Origin of the sequence: Variovorax raffinosi (genome assembly GCF_051216615.1) — a bacterium.
Classification (GTDB): Bacteria; Pseudomonadota; Gammaproteobacteria; order Burkholderiales; family Burkholderiaceae_C; genus Variovorax.
Genome location: NZ_JBPJZR010000009.1, coordinates 177,370 through 195,024, shown reverse-complemented (window position 1 = coordinate 195,024; position 17,655 = coordinate 177,370). Strand labels below are relative to the sequence as shown.

The 17,655-nt window shown below is 65.7% G+C and carries 16 protein-coding genes; 11 read left to right on the top strand and 5 right to left on the bottom strand.

The genetic code is table 11. From position 1 onward, the window contains the following. Positions 1-59: 59 nt before the first annotated feature. Entirely contained in the window at positions 60-1,901 is a 1,842-nt protein-coding gene (locus tag ACSFB7_RS25265) for a type I restriction-modification system subunit M (protein WP_435475029.1), read from the bottom strand. A gap of 183 nt (positions 1,902-2,084) precedes the next feature. Beyond that, entirely contained in the window at positions 2,085-2,549 is a 465-nt protein-coding gene (lysM, locus tag ACSFB7_RS25260; RefSeq protein ID WP_435475027.1) for a peptidoglycan-binding protein LysM, read from the bottom strand. 134 nt (positions 2,550-2,683) lie between these two features. Here lysM and ACSFB7_RS25255 point away from each other — a divergent pair, with 134 nt between their 5' ends. After that, on the top strand, positions 2,684-3,460 hold the full coding sequence (locus ACSFB7_RS25255; RefSeq protein ID WP_435475026.1) for a type III pantothenate kinase: 777 nt from the start codon (positions 2,684-2,686) through the stop codon (positions 3,458-3,460). Positions 3,461-3,485: 25 nt separating this feature from the next. Here ACSFB7_RS25255 and ACSFB7_RS25250 read toward each other — a convergent pair whose 3' ends face one another. The 3 genes from ACSFB7_RS25250 to ACSFB7_RS25240 are packed head-to-tail and all read right to left on the bottom strand — an operon-like array spanning position 3,486 to position 6,559. After that, complete coding sequence (locus ACSFB7_RS25250) at positions 3,486-4,820, bottom strand: serine hydrolase domain-containing protein (protein ID WP_435475024.1); 1,335 nt, start codon at positions 4,818-4,820, stop codon at positions 3,486-3,488. Between the two features lie 35 nt (positions 4,821-4,855). Beyond that, on the bottom strand, positions 4,856-5,671 hold the full coding sequence (locus ACSFB7_RS25245) for a crotonase/enoyl-CoA hydratase family protein (protein WP_435475022.1): 816 nt from the start codon (positions 5,669-5,671) through the stop codon (positions 4,856-4,858). 39 nt (positions 5,672-5,710) lie between these two features. Then, on the bottom strand, positions 5,711-6,559 hold the full coding sequence (locus tag ACSFB7_RS25240; protein ID WP_435475020.1) for a 3-hydroxybutyryl-CoA dehydrogenase: 849 nt from the start codon (positions 6,557-6,559) through the stop codon (positions 5,711-5,713). Between the two features lie 177 nt (positions 6,560-6,736). On the opposite strand from ACSFB7_RS25240, the gene purT reads away from it, so the two are divergent. The 10 genes from purT (at position 6,737) to ACSFB7_RS25190 (ending at position 17,647) form a co-directional block, all read left to right on the top strand. After that, complete coding sequence (gene purT / locus ACSFB7_RS25235) at positions 6,737-7,939, top strand: formate-dependent phosphoribosylglycinamide formyltransferase (protein ID WP_435475018.1); 1,203 nt, start codon at positions 6,737-6,739, stop codon at positions 7,937-7,939. 176 nt (positions 7,940-8,115) lie between these two features. Beyond that, a complete protein-coding gene (locus ACSFB7_RS25230) occupies positions 8,116-9,057 on the top strand; it encodes an alpha/beta hydrolase (protein ID WP_435475016.1) in 942 nt (313 codons plus the stop codon). Between the two features lie 110 nt (positions 9,058-9,167). Continuing rightward, positions 9,168-9,998, top strand: a complete 831-nt coding sequence (locus tag ACSFB7_RS25225; RefSeq protein WP_435475014.1) for a helix-turn-helix domain-containing protein — start codon at positions 9,168-9,170, stop codon at positions 9,996-9,998. Between the two features lie 15 nt (positions 9,999-10,013). Next, on the top strand, positions 10,014-10,889 hold the full coding sequence (locus tag ACSFB7_RS25220) for a branched-chain amino acid ABC transporter permease (protein WP_435475012.1): 876 nt from the start codon (positions 10,014-10,016) through the stop codon (positions 10,887-10,889). A gap of 7 nt (positions 10,890-10,896) precedes the next feature. Beyond that, positions 10,897-11,973 (top strand): branched-chain amino acid ABC transporter permease, encoded by a 1,077-nt coding sequence (locus ACSFB7_RS25215; RefSeq protein WP_435475010.1) that lies wholly within the window; start codon positions 10,897-10,899, stop codon positions 11,971-11,973. After that, positions 11,970-12,800: an ABC transporter ATP-binding protein gene (locus ACSFB7_RS25210; protein WP_435475008.1), complete on the top strand. Its 831-nt coding sequence runs from the start codon at positions 11,970-11,972 to the stop codon at positions 12,798-12,800. Before ACSFB7_RS25215 ends, ACSFB7_RS25210 begins: the two co-directional genes overlap by 4 nt. 457 nt (positions 12,801-13,257) lie before the next feature. Continuing rightward, entirely contained in the window at positions 13,258-14,031 is a 774-nt protein-coding gene (locus ACSFB7_RS25205; RefSeq protein WP_093058710.1) for an ABC transporter ATP-binding protein, read from the top strand. 5 nt (positions 14,032-14,036) lie between these two features. Beyond that, positions 14,037-15,893, top strand: a complete 1,857-nt coding sequence (locus ACSFB7_RS25200) for an AMP-dependent synthetase/ligase (RefSeq protein WP_435475006.1) — start codon at positions 14,037-14,039, stop codon at positions 15,891-15,893. Positions 15,894-15,950: 57 nt separating this feature from the next. Continuing rightward, positions 15,951-17,117: an ABC transporter substrate-binding protein gene (locus ACSFB7_RS25195; protein WP_435475004.1), complete on the top strand. Its 1,167-nt coding sequence runs from the start codon at positions 15,951-15,953 to the stop codon at positions 17,115-17,117. A gap of 68 nt (positions 17,118-17,185) precedes the next feature. Continuing rightward, on the top strand, positions 17,186-17,647 hold the full coding sequence (locus ACSFB7_RS25190; RefSeq protein ID WP_435475002.1) for an EVE domain-containing protein: 462 nt from the start codon (positions 17,186-17,188) through the stop codon (positions 17,645-17,647). The last annotated feature ends 8 nt before the right edge of the window (positions 17,648-17,655 follow it).

Below are 17,655 nucleotides of genomic sequence, written 5' to 3'. Positions count from 1 at the left end.
CGGTATCTGTCCTAACCCAGCGACCCCACTGTCCTTGTGCTCGCAGTACTCTGACAAACTCATTCCGCCAGTTCCTCCAGCATCTTCATGATGCTGGCCGAGACGGCCTTCAGTTCTTCGTCGATGGTGTGCAGGCTGCGCGGTGGCTCGAAGACGTAGAAGTGGCGATTGAATGGAATCTCGTAGCCGACCTTGCTCTTCTCTTCATCGATCCAGGCATCGGACGCGTGGGGTAGCACGTCGCGCTCAAAGTAGGCCTGAATATCTTCGTCCAGCGGCACGTTCTCGGTATCGCGTAGCGCGCTGTCGGATTGGGGCTTGCCCTTCTGCTTGCCCTTCGCACCGAGCACCGGCTTGCCGGCCTCGTCCTTCAGTGGCCGCTCGACGGTGATGGTCGTGTAGCCGAAGTCCTCATTCTTGAAGATGCGCGAGATGGGCACGCGCCTTAGCTTGCCGCCCTCGGGGGCGATGGGCATGTTGTCGGTGCTAGTGATCAGCTGTGGCTCGCCCGAGGTCCGACCTGCGGCGTCGAAGACCGTGACCAAATCGGCCTCGGCGAATTCGCCGAATAGGCGCGTGACGGTGGCGATATGTGCGTCGCTCATCTCCTTGCGCTTGGAGCCCAGGCTCTTGCGCATCTTCTGCCAGAAGCCGCTGGCGTCGATAAGCTGCACACGACCCTTGCGCTCGGCTTGCTTCTTGTTGGACAGAATCCAGACGTAGGTGGCAATGCCTGTGTTGTAGAACATGTCGGTGGGCAGGCCGACGATGGCCTCCACCAGATCGTTCTCCAGTACGTAGCGACGGATCTCGCTCTCGCCGCTGCCGGCGCCGCCGGTGAACAACGGTGAGCCATTGAGCACGATGCTGAAGCGGCTGCCGCCGTCCTTGGCGGGACGCATCTTCGATAGCAGGTGCATCAAAAAGAGCATGGAGCCGTCGCTTACGCGTGGCAGGCCGGGACCGAAGCGGCCGTCGAAGCCCTTGTTCTCGTGCTCCTGGCGCACGGCCTTCTCGACCTTCTTCCACTCCACGCCGAAGGGCGGATTGGAGAGCATGTAGTCGAACTTGCGGCCGCCGTGGCCGTCGTCGCTGAGCGTGTTGCCAGCGACGATGTTGGTCACATCCTGATCCTTGATGAGCATGTCTGCCTTGCAGATGGCGTAGGACTCGTCGTTGAGTTCCTGGCCGTACATGGTCAGTCGTGCCTGCGGGTTGTGCTCCTGCAGGTGCTCGTCGGCGATCGAGAGCATGCCTCCGGTGCCGGCGGTCGGGTCATAGATGGTGCGAACGACGGCGGTGCCGGGTGTGAGCACCTCGTCGTCGTTGATGAACAGCAGGTTCACCATCAGGCGGATGACTTCGCGCGGCGTGAAGTGTTCCCCGGCTGTCTCGTTGGAGCCTTCGGCAAATTTGCGGATCAGCTCCTCGAACACCGTACCCATGCTGGCGTTGTCCACCACTTCGGGATGCAGGTCGATATTGGCAAATTTCTCGGTGACGAGGTAGAGCAAGTCAGCTTTGGCCAGTCGCTCGACCTGGGTGTAGAAGTCGAAGCGTTCGAAGATGTCGCGTGTCGCGGGCGAAAAGGCACGGACGTAGTCGCTCAGGTTCTTGCGGATGTTGTCCTGGTCACCCAGCAACTTCACGAGGTCCAGCGCAGAGGTGTTGTAGAAGCGTTCGCCGGTCTTGCGCAGCAGAAAAGGCTCGGGATTCAGGCCCGCTGTTGTCTTGGCAGTGAGTTCTTTCAGGACGGCAGTCTTGGTCGCTTCAAGGACGCAATCCAGTCTGCGCAGCACGGTGAAGGGCAGGATCACGCGCCCGTATTCGGATCGCTTGTAGTCGCCGCGCAGCAGATCCGCGACAGACCAAATAAAGGACGAGAGGGCTTGGGGGTTCATCTACTAAGTCGTTAACGCATTCTTACGCCGGGCGCAGCTTAACCGGTGCTGCCTGATGGGGCGCGGCGGACCCTTGCGGGGAGCGGCCGGTATTCGTCTGAGTGCAAACAGGATAAGGACCGCCGGTAAAAACAAAAAAGCCCACAGCATGCTGCGGGCTTTCTTGGAAGGGCGGAAGGAGGCTCAGCTCAACGGCGGAATCCGCAGCTTCTGCCCCGGATAAATCTTGTCCGGGCTCGTCAGCATCGGCTTGTTCGCTTCGAAGATCGCGTTGTACTTGTTGGCGTCGCCGTAGTACTTCTTCGAGATGGCCGACAGCGTGTCGCCCCTCACCACGTCGTGGTACTGCGCTGGCGGCGCAGCCGGTGCGACGAGGTTGTTGTCCACGCTCGTCACGTTGGCCACGTTGCCCGCCGCCAGCGAAGCTTTTTCGCTGGCTTCCTGCGAGGGCGCCTGGCCGGCGAGCGTGACCACGCCGCTGGTTGCAACGTAAGTCACTTCGAGGCCCGTGAGCCCGAGGTTCTGCGTCTCGATGTAGGTCTTGATCGCGGCTGCGGCGGCAACGTTCGCGTCGGGCGTGGCGGCTTGCGCCGACGATCCGCCGAACAGTTTTTCACCGGCTTCCTTGATGAAACTCAGCAATCCCATGGTTTTCTCCTTGTGCCGTGGTGGATGGAATTTGCGAATGTAGTGGCCGAACGCGGTGGGCCGGCGTAGGCCCATGCCGCGTGTGTCAAAGACGTGCCAGCAGGAATAACAACAAAGTCGCAATAATCCGGCGCATGGCATCCCCCTTCCTCGCAATCGACATCGGCAACACCCGCCTCAAATGGGCGCTCTACGACGGAGCCCATCCCGGCGCTGCGTTGCAGGCGCAGGGCGCGGAATTTCTCGACCACATCGAACGGCTCGCCGACGGCCCCTGGGCCGACCTGCCCGCACCCGGCTCCATGCTGGGCTGCGTGGTGGCCGGCGACACCCTGCGGCGCCGCGCCGAAGACCAGATCGTCGAGCGCTTCGACTGCACGCCGCGCTGGGTGGTGTCGAGCGCTGGCGAGGCCGGCATCGTGAACGGCTACGACCATCCGACGCGCCTGGGCGCCGACCGCTTCGTGGCGATGATCGGCGCGCGCCACCGCATGCTCGCGCAAGGGCCGGCGCGGCCGATGGTGGTGGTGATGATCGGCACGGCCGTCACCGTCGAGGCGATCGACGCCAGCGGCAAGTTTCTCGGCGGCCTGATCCTGCCGGGCCACGGCATCATGCTGCGCGCATTGGAGTCGGGCACGGCGGGCCTGCACGTGCCCACCGGCGAGGTGCGCGAATTTCCCACCAACACCAGCGATGCATTGACCAGCGGCGGCACCTACGCCATTGCCGGCGCGGTCGAGCGCATGGTGCAGCACGTGCGCTCGCACTGCGGCGCCGAGCCGGCCTGCTACATGACCGGCGGCGCTGGCTGGAAGATGGCGCCCGTGATGAACGGGCACTTCGAGCTGGTCGAGAGCCTGATCATGGACGGGCTTCTGGTCATCGCCCGCGAACGCGCCAGGACCTGAGCCGCAAGGAAGGCTCAGGGGCGCATCAGCGCATCAACGCTTCGGCCATCGCCTGGAACGCAGGCAAGGTCAGCGGGTCGTTGCCGCCGTTGGCCGCGATCGGGTGCGAGGCATAGCGCACGATCACCATCTCGGCCTTCGGGTCCACATAGATGCTCTGGCCGTGGATGCCGCGCGCCATGTAGGCGCCGTGCGGGTTGTTCGACACCCACCACATGTCGCGGTACGACCAGCCCGGCAGCAGCGCATAGCCGGCCTTGACGAACTTGGCCGGGTCGCCGCCGCGCCGGATGTCTTCCACCACCGCCTTCGGAATCGCCTGCTGCCCGTTGGACGCGCGCCCGTCGTTGCGCATGGTCTCGCCGAAGCGCGCCAGGTCGCGCAGCACGGTGTTCAGGCCGCCGCCACCCGACTCGGTGCCGATGCGGTCGACCATGAAGTAGGCGTCTTGCTCGGCACCGATGCGGCGCCAGATCTTCTCGCTCAGCAGGTCGGCCAGCGACTGGCCGCTCGCGCGGCGCACGATCCAGGCGAGCACCTCGGCGTTGACGGTCTTGTAGGCGAAGCCATCGCCGTGCTCGCCTTCCTTCTTCAGCGTGACGAGGAATTCGTAGAACGACTTCGGGCCGGTGTAGTTCTGGCCCTGGGTGAGCATGCCGCCGGCGCGCGCGTAGTCCCAGATCTCTGCCTTCGGGTCGGCGTAGTTCTCGGAGTAGTGCACGCCGACCGTCATGTCCATCACCTGGCGCACGGTGGCGTCGCCGTATGCCGTGTCCTTCATCTCGGGCAGGTACTTGGTGACCGGCGCGGCCGGGTCCAGCTTGCCTTCGTCCGCGAGGATGGCGGCCAGCGTCCCCACGAAGGACTTGGTGACCGACATCGCGATGTGCGGCCGCTCGGGCGAGAGCGCGCCGAAGTACTTCTCGTAGAGCACCTTGCCGCGGTGCATCACCAGGATGCCGTCGGTGTAGGTGCCGGAAATCATCTGGGCGAAGTTCATCGTCGTCGCGTCGCCTGTGCCTCCCAGGGGCTTGAACGTGACCTTCTCGATGTCGAAGCGCGGTGCGGCCGATGGCAGCGGGCTGGCCGCGCCGGGGCCGCGCCACACGTTGGCGGTCGGCACCGTCTCGCGCACGTGCGAGAAGCTCCAGCGCGTGCGCGGATACACGCCGCCGACCGGATTGTCGAAGGTGATGAGCTTGTCGGGTGCGGGCGGAAAGCCCTTCATCCAGCCCATGGCCTCGACCGAGGTGGCCACGGGGTCGGGCAGCGCGGCGGGCGCGGGCGTCTGGGCGTTGGAGATGTTCACGGCAAGCAGGGTGAAGGCGGCGGCAAGCGCCGTGCGTGCGAAAAAGGTCATGGTGGTTTGTCCTGGGGTGTTCATCGACAACTGCATCAACGGCCGCTGAAGCGCGCGGGACGGCGCTCGACGAAAGAGCGCACGCCTTCCGCCGCGTCCTCGCTGTTCGACAGCCGCTTCTGTGTGTCGATGAACTCCGCCACCGCCGCGAGCGGCCCCTGCTCTACGGCCTTGATGACGTTGAGCCGCGTGGCCACCACCGCCAGCGGTGCCTGCGCCGCGATGCGCTGCGCAATGGCCAGTGCCGCGTCCAGCTCCTGCCCGGCCGGCACCACCTTCTGCACGAAGTTCAGGCGATAGGCTTCGGCGCTGTCGAACTCGTCGGCCGTCAGCAGGTGCAGCATCGCGTTGCCCACGCCCGCGCGCTCGGCCATGCGCAGCGTGGCGCCGCCCGTGGCCATGATGCCGCGCTGCACTTCCATCTGCGAGAAGCGGCAGTTGTCGGCCGCCACCACGATGTCCGCGCCCAGCATCAGCTCGATGCCGACCGTGAAGCAGATGCCCTTGACGGCCACGACCATCGGCTTGGTGCGGCGGCGGTAGCCGGGCAGGCCGAAGTCGTGCGGCTCCACCAGCCCGGCGGGAATCGCTTTTTCGCCACGCTTCATGTATTCGGTCACCGCCGGCAGATCCAGGCCCGCCGTGAAGTGGTCGCCGAAGGCATGCAGCACACCCACGCGCAGCGTCGGGTCGTCATCGAGGCGGGTGTAGGCCTCGGCCAGCTGCTTGAACATCGGCGGCGTCCAGCCGTTGCGCTTGGCCGGGCGGTTGATGCCGATCAGCAGCACGTGGTCGAGCACCTGGGTGTCGATGCAGCCTTCTGCAGGTGGGGTGGTGGGCGTGGCGGTCATTGAGTCTTTGTCTCCGGGTTGTTGTTCTTGTTGTGAGGCTCAGTACGTGTAGACGCCGCGTCCGGTCTTGCGGCCGAGCTGGCCGGCGGCGACCATTTCCTTCAGCAGCGGGCAGGGGCGGTACTTCGAATCGCCGAACTGCTCCAGGTACACCTCCATCACGGCCAGGCACACATCCAGGCCGATCATGTCGGCCAGTGCCAGCGGGCCGATGGGCTGGTTGCAGCCCAGCTTCATGCCGGCGTCGATGTCTTCGGCGGTCGCGATGCCTTCGGACAGCACGAAGAAAGCCTCGTTGATCATCGGCACCAGGATGCGGTTGACCACGAAGCCCGGCGCGTTCTTCACCGTGATCGGCGACTTGCCCAGCGTCTCGGCCAGTGCCTTCACCGCGTCGTGCGTGGCGTCGCTCGTGAGGTAGCCGCGGATCAGTTCCACCAGCGCCATCATCGGCACCGGGTTGAAGAAGTGCATGCCGATGAAGCGGTCGGGGCGCGAGGTGGCGGCCGCGAGTTGTGTGATCGAGATCGACGAGGTGTTCGACGCAATGATCACCTCGGGTGCCAGCATGTCATCGACCTGCTTGAGGATCTTGAGCTTGAGCGCGTGGTTCTCGGTGGCGGCCTCGATGACCAGTTGCGCGCTCTTCAGGTCGTCGTAGTTGGTCGAGCCCTTGATCAGCGCCAGCGCGGCGGTCTTCTGCTCGACGGTGAGCTTTTCTTTCTTGATCAGGCGGTCGAGGCTGCCCGACACCGTGGCCAGGCCCTTGTCGACGGCCGCCTGGGCGATGTCGACCATCACCACGTTCACGCCGGCCACCGCGCAGGCCTGCGCGATGCCGTTGCCCATTGTTCCGGCACCGATGATGCCGACGGTCTGGATAGCCATGAGAAAACTCCTTGAGAGAAAACAAAAAAGAATGCGGGGAGCGGGTGGCGCACCGGGGCGCCACCGCGGCAGGACATCGATTGTGAATCAGCCCCGTCGGGGCGCCGTTGCCGCGCGTGACACGGGTGGCTTACAGTGCGGCGGTTGCTTTTTCTTCCCCCTTTTTCGACTTCGACCATGACCACCCTCGGCACCCCTCTTTCCCCCTCCGCCACCCGCGTGATGCTGCTCGGCTCCGGTGAGCTCGGCAAGGAGGTGCTGATCGCCCTGCAGCGCCTGGGCGTCGAGACCATCGCGGTCGACCGCTACGAGAACGCCCCCGGCCAGCAGGTGGCGCACCATGCGCGCACCATCACCATGAGCGATCCCGAGGCGCTCAAGGCGCTCATCGAGGCCGAAAAGCCCACGCTGGTGGTGCCCGAGATCGAGGCCATTGCCACGCCGATGCTGCAGCAGCTCGAAGACGCGGGCGTGGTGCGCGTCATTCCCACGGCCCGCGCCGCCCGCCTCACGATGGACCGCGAAGGCATCCGTCGGCTGGCCGCCGAAACGCTGGGCGTGCCGACCAGCCCCTACAAGTTCTGCGACTCGCTGGCCGAGCTGCAGGCCGCCATCGACGAAGGCATCGGCTACCCCTGCATCGTCAAGCCGGTGATGAGCAGCTCCGGCAAGGGCCAGAGCAAGATCGACGGCCCCGCCGACGTGCAGAAGGCCTGGGACTACGCCATGGCCGGCGGCCGCGTGAGCCACGGCCGCGTGATCGTCGAGGGCTTCATCGATTTCGACTACGAGATCACGCTGCTCACCGTGCGCGCCAAGGATGCGGCGGGCACCGTGGAAACGAAGTTCTGCGACCCCATCGGCCACGTGCAGGTGAGCGGCGACTATGTGGAAAGCTGGCAGCCGCATCCCATGGCACCGGCCGCGCTGCAGAAGGCGCAGCAGATCGCGCAGGCCGTCACGGCCGACCTGGGCGGGCAGGGCCTGTTCGGCGTCGAACTGTTCGTGAAGGGCGACGAAGTCTGGTTCAGCGAAGTCAGCCCGCGTCCGCACGACACCGGCATGGTGACCATGGCCACGCAGTGGCAGAACGAGTTCGAGTTGCATGCGCGCGCCATCCTCGGCCTGCCGGTCGACACCTCGCTCAAGAGCCCTGGCGCCAGCGCGGTGATCTACGGCGGCGTCGATGCCACCGGCATCGCCTTCGACGGCGTGGCCGAGGCGCTGCAGGTGCCCGGCAGCGACATCCGCCTGTTCGGCAAGCCCGAGAGCTTCGTCAAGCGCCGCATGGGCGTGGCGCTGGTGCATGCGGCCGACACCGACACGGCCCGCAAGCTTGCCAAGGAAGCCGCCTCGCGCGTGAAGCCACGCAAGGCCTGAGCCCCCGAGTATCGGGACGCACGCGACAGCCGTAGCCAGTTTTCGCAAGCCGCGCCGCGCAGGCGCATGCATGGTGCGGGCTCCTGCAAGAACGCCGGTGGATGCGGGTGCATGCGGATACCCCGCATGCGCGATGCACTCCACACTGGGCGTTTGCTCGACCCACCGGAGACACCATGCTGCATCCCCAGGCGCGCGCCTTGCTCGACTTCATCGAGGCGCGCGGCATCCCGCCGACCCACACTTTGTCGCCCGCCGATGCGCGGACCTTCTACCGCGAGCGGCGCACCGCCACGCAGCCGCTGCCCGCGGAAGTCGCCGAAGTGCGCGACCTCGCAGCGGACGGCCCGCACGGCACCATCCCGGTGCGCCTGTACCGGCCGCTCGGCTCGGGCGTTGGCCCGCTGCCGGTGCTGGTGTACTACCACGGCGGCGGCTGGGTCATCGGTGACCTCGACACGCACGACGTGCTGTGCCGCGAGCTGGCCAACGGCGCCGGCTGCGCGGTGGTCGCGGTCGACTACCGCATGGGCCCGGAGCACCGCTTTCCCGCCGCCTTCGACGACGTGCTCGCCGCCACCCGCTGGGTGCGCCGCGAGGCCGCGGCGCTGGGGCTCGATGCGAGCCGTCTCGCCGTGGGCGGCGACAGCGCCGGCGGCAACCTCGCGGCCGTGGTGTCGATCGCCGCACGCGACGCGGGCGACCTGCCCATCGCCTTCCAGTTGCTCATCTATCCGGCCACCGACATGCGCCGCGTGCATCCCTCGCACCAGAGCAACGGGCAGGGCTATCTGCTGACCAGCGACACCATCAAGTACTTCCACGACCACTACATCACCGACCCGAAGCACGACCTCGACTGGCGCGCTTCGCCGCTGCTGCACCCCGACCTGTCGAAGCTGCCGCCGGCGCTGGTGATCACGGCCGGCTACGACCCGCTGCGCGACGAAGGGCTGGCCTACGCCGCAGCCCTGACCGCCGCCGGCAACCGCGCGATGTACGTCTGCTTCGAGCGGCAGATCCATGGCTTCATCCCCATGGGCAAGGTGCTCGACGAGGCCAACACCGCCGTGGCGCTTTGCGCCACTGAGTTGCGGCGCGCCTTCGCTGCGGCCTAGGGAAAGTCCCCGCGCAAATGGGTGCCGCGCAGCCGGCTCGCGCCGCTACGATCCAGCGAACGCGACGCCACCCCCCGGTTGGCAGTTGAACGATGCAGGAGACAAATACCATGCAGCGAACAAGGACGGCGCCGCCTCACAGCGGCGACGCACGGCAGGGCGAGCGCCTGATGTGGCTGGTGCCGCAGCGCGTGTTCTACGCCGGGCTGCTCGGCGCGGCCGCCGAGCGCACCATGGGTGGCCACGGCGTGTACGTGTCGCCCACCGGCGCGCCGCCCAACCGCATCCGCATCGGCGGCGGGGCATGGCAATCGGGCGAGCTGATCGTGGTGCCGCCGCATGTGCCGCACCGTGTCGAGAGCGCATGCCCGCTGATCTTCAACCTGCTGATCGAATCCGAATCGGTCGACCCCGGGCGCATGCCCGCCTTCATGCAGCACTGCGGGCCCGTCGACGCCCCCGAGTTCGCGCAGCGCGTGCGCGATGCCCATGCGCAACTGCTCGCCGCTTCGGGCCGCATGCTGAGCTTCGACGGGTTCGATTTCGATACGGTGTTCTTTGGTGAAGCGCTTGCACCGCGCACGCTCGATGCGCGCATCCGCAAGGTCATCGACGCCATCAACGCCGACCCGGCCGCACCCACCTCGGCCGAAGACTGCGCGGCCTCGGTGAACCTGTCGTTCTCGCGCTTCCTGCACCTGTTCAAGCAAGAGACTGGAATGGCGTTCCGTGCCTTCAGGGCGTGGAAGCGTGCGCGCAGCCTGCTGCGCTACGTGCACCAGAGCGCCACGCTGACCGACATCGCGCTCGATACCGGCTACCCCGATTCGACGCACTTCAGCCATTCGATCCGCCAGGTCTACGGCCTCAAGCCCAGCGACATCGTGGCCGGCTCGCGCCGCCTCGCGCTGCATGACGCGGCCGGTGGCTTCCGACAGTAAGCACACAGGGGCCCCATGCAGATCCTCCAACTCCTGCTGTCGGGCATTGCACAAGGTTGCATCTACGGCCTGATCGCGCTGGGCTTCGTGCTGATCTACAAGGCCACCGAAACGGTGAGCTTTGCGCAGGGCGACCTGATGATGCTCGGTGCCTTCGGCGCGTTCGCGGGCATGTCGCTGTTCGGCATGCCGTTCTGGCTCGCGGCCATCCTCGCGGTGGTGGCGATGGCGGCCTTCGGCGTGCTGCTGGAGCTGGTGGTGATCCGCCCGATCCTGGGGCAGCCGCAGTTCTCGATCGTGATGCTCACCATCGGCATTGCGTACGTGGCGCGCGGCATCATCACGATGGTGCCGGGCATCGGCACCGAGACCCACACGTTGGCCGTGCCCTACAAGGACCAGATCTGGAAACTGGGCGAGCTGGTGGTCAACCTCGAGCAACTGGCGATCATCATTGCCACGGCCATTCTTTGCGCGCTGCTGTTCGCGATGTTCCGCTACAGCAAGCTCGGCATCGCGATGCAGGCCTCGTCGCAGAACCAGCTCGCGGCCTACTACATGGGCATTCCGGTGAAGCGGCTCAATGGGCTGGTGTGGGGGCTGGCGGCGGCCGTCGCGGCCATTGCCGGCATGCTGCTCGCGCCCATCACCTTCGTGCACGCGAACATGGGCTTCATCGGGCTCAAGGCCTTTCCTGCAGCGGTGGTGGGTGGCTTCGGCAGCCTGCCGGGGGCGATCGTCGGTGGCTTGATCATCGGCATCGTCGAGTCGTTCGCGGGCTTCTACCTGCCCGATGGTTTCAAGGACACGGCGCCGTACATCGTGGTGCTGCTGATGCTCATGATCAAGCCCAACGGATTGTTCGGCGAGAAGCTGCGCAAGAAGGTGTAAGTCTCATATGCGCTTCATCTTCAAGACCAGCTACGACCAGGACATCCGCCTCGCGCGGCACGGCGGGCATGTGCTCTGGTACAGCCTGCTCATCGCATTCCTCATCGCGGCGCCGTGGGTCATCGACGAATACTGGCTGGCGCAACTGACCTTCGTGCTGATCTACGGCATCGTCGGTTTGGGGCTGATGCTGCTTGCGGGGTTCACAGGGCAGTTCTCCATCGGGCATGCGGCCTTTCTGGGGGCGGGGGCGTACACGCAAGGCGTGCTGACGAACCTGGGCGTGCCGTTCCCGCTGGCGCTGGTTGCCGCTGCGGCGCTGTCGGCGGCGGTGGGCGTGGTGGTGGCGTTGCCGGCGCTGCGCGTGAAGGGCATCTATCTGGGCATCGCGACGCTGTCCTTCGGCTTCATCGTCGAAGAGGTGTTCGCGCGCTGGGAGAGCGTGACGGGCGGCAACGCGGGGCTGCACGTGAAGTCGCCGCAGCTCTTCGGCTGGTCGCTGGGCTCGGGCGACGGCTTCTACTTCCTGTGCCTGGTGGTGGCGGTGCTGGCCACGCTGGGCATCCTGAACCTGCTGCGTTCTCCGACAGGGCGCGCCTTCGTCGCGATCCGCGATTCGGAAATCTCGGCGCAGAGCATGGGCATCCATCTCGCGCGCTACAAGACGATGTCGTTCGCGATCTCGGCGGCGCTCGCAGGTTTGGGCGGTGCGTTGTACGCGCACAAGCTGAGCTTCATCTCGCCCGACCAGTTCAGCATCCTGCAGTCGATCGACCTGTTGCTGATGGTGGTGATCGGCGGGCTGGGTTCGGTGCACGGCGCGTTCCTCGGGGCGATCTTCCTGATCGCGATGCCGCAGTTGATCTCGATGGGCAAGGACTGGCTGCCGGCGGTCATCGGCCAGGCGCCGGGCCTGCAGGGGCTGGTGTATGGCCTGGTGCTGATTGCGTTCGTTCTGTTCGAGCCGCTGGGGCTGTACGGCCGCTGGCTGAAGATCCGCACCTGGCTGCAGCTCTTTCCGTTCTACCGCAGGGGCTTGTTCAAGCGGCAGAAGTCGTTCACCAAGTCGGATCGACTGAGATGAGCAGCAACAGCAGCAACGACATCCTCCTGTCGGCCAAGGACCTGAGCGTTCGCTTCGGCGGCGTGCTCGCGGTCAACAAGGTGAGCTTCGACGTGCGGCGCGGCGAGGTCTTCACCTTGATCGGCCCGAACGGCGCGGGCAAGACGACGGTGTTCAACCTCATCAGCCGCATCTACACGCCGACCACCGGCGAGATCACGTGGCATGGCGAGGCGGGAAGCGCCATCGCGCTGACGCAGCAGGCGCCGCACGCGATTGCCGCGCTCGGCATTGCGCGCACCTTCCAGAACATCGAACTCTTCGAGCATGCGACGGTGCTGCACAACCTGCTGATCGGCCGGCACACGCACCGGCAGACGGGGTTCTGGAGCGAAGTGTTCTTCACGCCGGCCACGCGGCGCGCCGAAATTGCGGCGCGCGAGAAGGCGGAGCAGGTGATCGAGCTGCTGGACCTGCAGCACCATCGCGACTCGATGGTGGCGGGGCTGCCCTATGGCGTGCGCAAGGTGGTGGAGCTGGCGCGTGCGCTGTGCACCGAGCCCAAGCTGCTGCTGCTCGATGAGCCGTCGTCCGGTCTCAATGTCGAAGAGACGGCCGACATGGCGTTCTGGATTCAGGACATCCAGCATGAGCTGGGCGTATCGGTGTTGATGGTCGAGCACGACATGTCCTTGGTGTCGAAGGTGTCGGATCGCGTGCTTGCTATGAACCAGGGCGAGGTGCTGGCTACGGGCACGCCGCGTGAGGTGCAGGCTGATGCACGTGTGATCGAGGCTTATCTCGGGACTGTGGACGACGTGAGCAGTTTGAGAAGGGTGGTGGCATGAGTGTCCTGTTCGCTACCTTTGGGAGAGCGCCCGGTATGCGGCACGGTGCGGTCGCCCCCACTGCACCGGCCGCTTCGCGGCTCCCCTGCGGTGCTCGCATTTCGCGGGGTCTCGCAGAACTCGCTTCGCTCAAACAGCTGCGAGCCCTTGTCCGCGAAACGCTGCGCTCCTCGGCGGCGCAGAGGGGGCGCCCACCCCGCACCGCACACCGGGCTCGGTCGTGGGGTATTCGCCCTGTGCGTGTCCACGGCGTTGGGGGCCCTGTTCCCGGCGGGCCGTTGAGGCGCCGCCGAGCAGCGCAGCGACGGGCGGATCAGGGCTCGCAGCTGTTTGAGCGAAGCGAGTTCTGCGAGACCCCGCCCGTCGCGAGCAGCGCAGGGAAGCCCGAAGGGCCGGTGACGTCGGCCCGCCGGGGACAGGGTCTCCAACGCCGTTCCCCGAACGAAGGAGCCGCAGCATGAGCGACGCCGTACTCCAGCTCCTGAACGTGGAAAGCGCCTACGGCCCCATCAAGGCCATCCGGGGTGTCAGCCTGAAGGTCAGGCAAGGCGAGATAGCGACGGTGCTCGGCTCCAACGGCGCGGGCAAGACCACGATCCTCAAGACCATCTCGGGGATCATCGATCCGCGCAAAGGCAGCATCGAATTCCAGGGCAAGGACATCACGGCCAAGGACCCGGCCTACATCGTCCAACAAGGACTGAGCCACGTGCCCGAAGGCCGCGAAGTGTTCCCGCTGCTGTCGGTGAAAGACAACCTGCTGATGGGCGCCTACACCCGCAAGGACCGCGACGGCGTGGCGCGGGACATGGAGACGGTCTACACCTACTTCCCCATCCTGCGTGAACGCGCGACGCAGGACGCCGGCCTGCTCTCCGGCGGCCAGCAGCAGATGCTGGCCATCTCGCGCGCGATCATGGCCGCGCCGCATCTCATTCTTCTGGACGAACCCAGCCTCGGCTTGAGCCCCAAGCTGACGAAAGAGATCTTCGAGATCGTCGTGCGCATCAACCGCGAACGTGGCACCACCATCCTGCTGGTCGAACAGAACGCCAACATGGCGCTCAATGCCGCCGACCACGGCTACGTGCTGGAGAACGGCCGCATCGTGATGGAAGACTCCTGCGAGCGCCTGCGCGAAAAGGAAGACATCAAGGAGTTCTACCTCGGCGTGAAAGACGACGGCGTGCGCGGCGAGCGGCGCTGGAAAAAGAAGAAGACCTGGAGATAGCCGCCATGCAAGGACTCTGGGACCTCAACACCTTCGAACCCCGGCTCGACGTCGTCGTGCCCGGCGACACCATCCCCGCGATGTTCTGGAACGCCGTCAACCAGCGCGGCGACAACATCTGGATGCGGCAGAAAGAACTGGGCATCTGGCGCACCTGGAGCTGGCGGCAGACCGCCGAAGCCGTGCGCGAGATCGCGGCCGGGCTCATGGCCATCGGCTTCGCGCCGGGCGAGTGCGCCTCCATCCTCTCCAACACCGTCATCGAATGGGTGCTGGCCGACCTGGCCGTGCTCAGTTGCGGCGGCGTGTCCAACGGCATCTATCCGACCGACGCGGCCTCGCAGGTGCACTACCTGTGCGAAGACTCGCGCACCACCATCCTCTTCGTGGAAGACGACGAGCAGCTCGACAAGGCGCTCGAAGTGCGCGCCGGCCTGCCGGGCCTGCGCCGCGTGATCGTGTTCGACATGGAAGGCCTGCGCGATCTCGACGACCCTGGCGTCATGAGCCTCGATGCACTGCGCGCGCTCGGCCGCATGCATCTTGCCGGTGACCCGCAGGCCGTCGAGCGCCGCGTGGCGGCTTGCCGCCCCGAAGACCTTGCCATCCTCGTCTACACCTCGGGCACCACCGGCAAGCCCAAGGGCGCCATGCACAGCCACGCCGGGCTGGTGTACACCGCGCGCGGCTACAACACGCTCATCGCGCAGGACGAAAAAGACGAGCGCATGTGCTTCCTGCCGCTGTGCCACATCGCCGAGCGCATGGGCGGCGAGTACTTCGCGATGTACACCGGCTCCATCCTCAACTTCGTCGAGAACCCCGAGACGGTGCCGGAGAACGTGCGCGAGATTGCGCCCACCGTGTTCACGGCCGTGCCGCGCGTGTGGGAGAAGTTCTATTCGGGCGTGATGATCGCGCTGAAGGAGGCGAGCCCGCTGCAGCAGGCCGCCTACAAGTGGAGCATCGGCGTGGGCGAATCCATTGCGGCACGTGTGCTGGCGGGTGAATCCGTCGGCGCGGGGCTCAGGCTCAAGTTCAGGCTCGCGCGGCTGCTGGCGCTGGACAACGCGCGCAAGCTCATCGGCATTCACCGTGCGCGCTTTCTCGTGACGGGCGCGGCGCCGATCTCGCCCGAGCTGGTCAAGTGGTACCTGGCGCTTGGCGTGCCGATGCTGGAGGTGTGGGGCATGACCGAGTCGTGCGGCGCCTCGACTGCCGTGCCGGCAACCCGCATCAAGCCGGGCTCCATCGGCCCGGCCACGGGCTACAACGAGGTTCGCATCGAGCCGACCACCGGCGAGATCCTGGTGCGTGGCCCCAATGTCTTCATGGGTTATCTGAACCTGCCCGAGAAGACCGCCGAGACCATTGATGCCGACGGCTGGCTGCACACCGGCGACGTCGGCGTGATGGACGAGGACGGGTATTTCCGCATCACCGACCGGATGAAAGACATCATCATCACGGCAGGCGGGAAAAACGTGACGCCGAGCGAGCTGGAGAACGAACTCAAGTTCAGCCTCTACATCACCGATGCCGTGGTGATCGGCGATGCGAAGCCCTACCTCACGGTGATCGTCATGATCGACCAGGAGAACGTCGAGAAGTTTGCGCAAGACAACGACGTGCCGTTCAGCAACTACGAGAGCCTGACGCGCACGCAGGAAGTGCTGGACCTGATCCAGGGCGAGATCGATCGCGTCAACGCCAAGTTCGCGCGTGTCGAGCAGATCAAGAAGTTCTTTCTGCTCGAAACGCAGCTCAGCGCCGAAGACGAAGAGCTGACGCCGACGATGAAGCTCAAGCGCAAGCTGGTGCAGACCAAGTACGCGCAGCGCATCGAGGCCATGTACCGCTGACCCGCGCGCAGAGAGATTGCAGATCCGTTTTTTTCGTCAACCCGAGGAGACAACCGCATGAAGCTCAAGACACTGACGGCGCTGGCCGTGCTGGGCCTGGTCGCGACGCTCGCGTCCGCGCAGCAGCAACAGGGCGTGACCAAGGACGAGATCCGCATCGGCACGATTCAAGACTTGTCGGGCCCGCTCGCGGGCTTCGGCAAGCAGGCGCGCAACGGCATGCAGTTGCGCGTGGACGAACTCAACGAGCAGGGCAACATCAACGGGCGCAAGCTCAAGCTGTTCGTCGAAGACTCGGGCTACGACCCGAAGAAGGCGGTGCTGGCGGCGCAGAAGCTGGTGAACCAGGAAAAGATCTTCATCATGGCCGGCCACATCGGCACGGCGCAGAACATGGCGGCGATGCCGGTGCAGTTCGACAAGAACGTCATCAACTACATGCCCATTACCGCGGCGCGCGAAATGTACGAGCCGCTGAACCGGCTGAAGTATTCGTTCGCCGCCACCTACTACGACCAGATCCGGCTGGCCCTGCCGAAGATGATCAAGGACAAGGGCGCCAAGAAGGTCTGCACGATCTACCAGGACGACGAGTTCGGGCTCGAAGTGCAGCGCGGCGCCGAAGCGGGCCTGAAGGCGGCGGGCATGGAGCTGGCCGAGAAGACTTCGTTCAAGCGCGGCGCCACCGACTTCAGCTCGCAGGTCGCGAAGATGAAGGCCGCCAACTGCGACCTCGTGGTGCTCGGCACCATCATCCGCGAGACCATCGGCACCGTGGGCGAAGCGCGCAAGACCGGCTTCAACCCGACCTTCATCGGCTCCAGCGCGGCGTACACCGACCTGATCCACAAGCTGGGCGGCAAGGCCATGGACGGCGTTTACGCCACCATGACGGTGCAGAACCCCTACACCGACGAACAGTCGCAGCCGCTGCGCTTCTGGGCCAACAAGTACAAGACCAAGTTCAACGAAGACCCGACGGTGTTCTCGGTGTACGGCTACGTGATCATCGATTCGTTCATCAAGGCGGCGCAGAAGGCCGGCCCGAACCTCACGACCGACAGCTTCATCAAGGCGATGGACAGCATCACCTTCGAGCCCGACATGTTCGGCAGCCCGAAGAGCACCTACACGGCCACCAAGCGCCTGGGCAACGACCAGTCGCGCTTGTCGCAGATCAAGGACGGCAAGTGGGTGGTGGTGTCTGACTACGTGACACCGTAAAGAGCGCTCGCCAGTACCGGGGAGGGCGGCTATATTTCGTCGCGAATCCCATCGCGAGAGTGCCTGCCATGCCCCAGTACTGGTTGATGAAATCCGAACCCGACGAGGTCTCGATCGACGACGCGCTCGCCGCGCCCGGTGCCACCGTGGCGTGGACCGGTGTGCGCAACTACCAGGCGCGCAACTTCATGCGCGACGGCATGAAGCTCGGCGACGGCGTGCTGTTCTATCACTCCAGTTGCCCCGAGCCGGGCATTGCCGGCATCGCGCGCGTGGCCTCGGGCATCAAGCCCGATCCGACGCAGTTCGATGCGAAGTCGCCGTACTACGACGCGGGCGCGAAGAAGGACGATCCGCGCTGGCTGCTGGTGGACGTGCAGGCGGTGCGCAAGACCCGCCTGCTGGCGCTGCCCGAGCTGCGCGCCAAGCCAGAGCTGGCCGAGCTGATCGTGCTGCGCAAGGGCAACCGGCTGTCGATCACGCCGGTCGAGCCCGCGCACTGGAAGATCATCGAGAAGATGCTGGGCTGATCGAACCG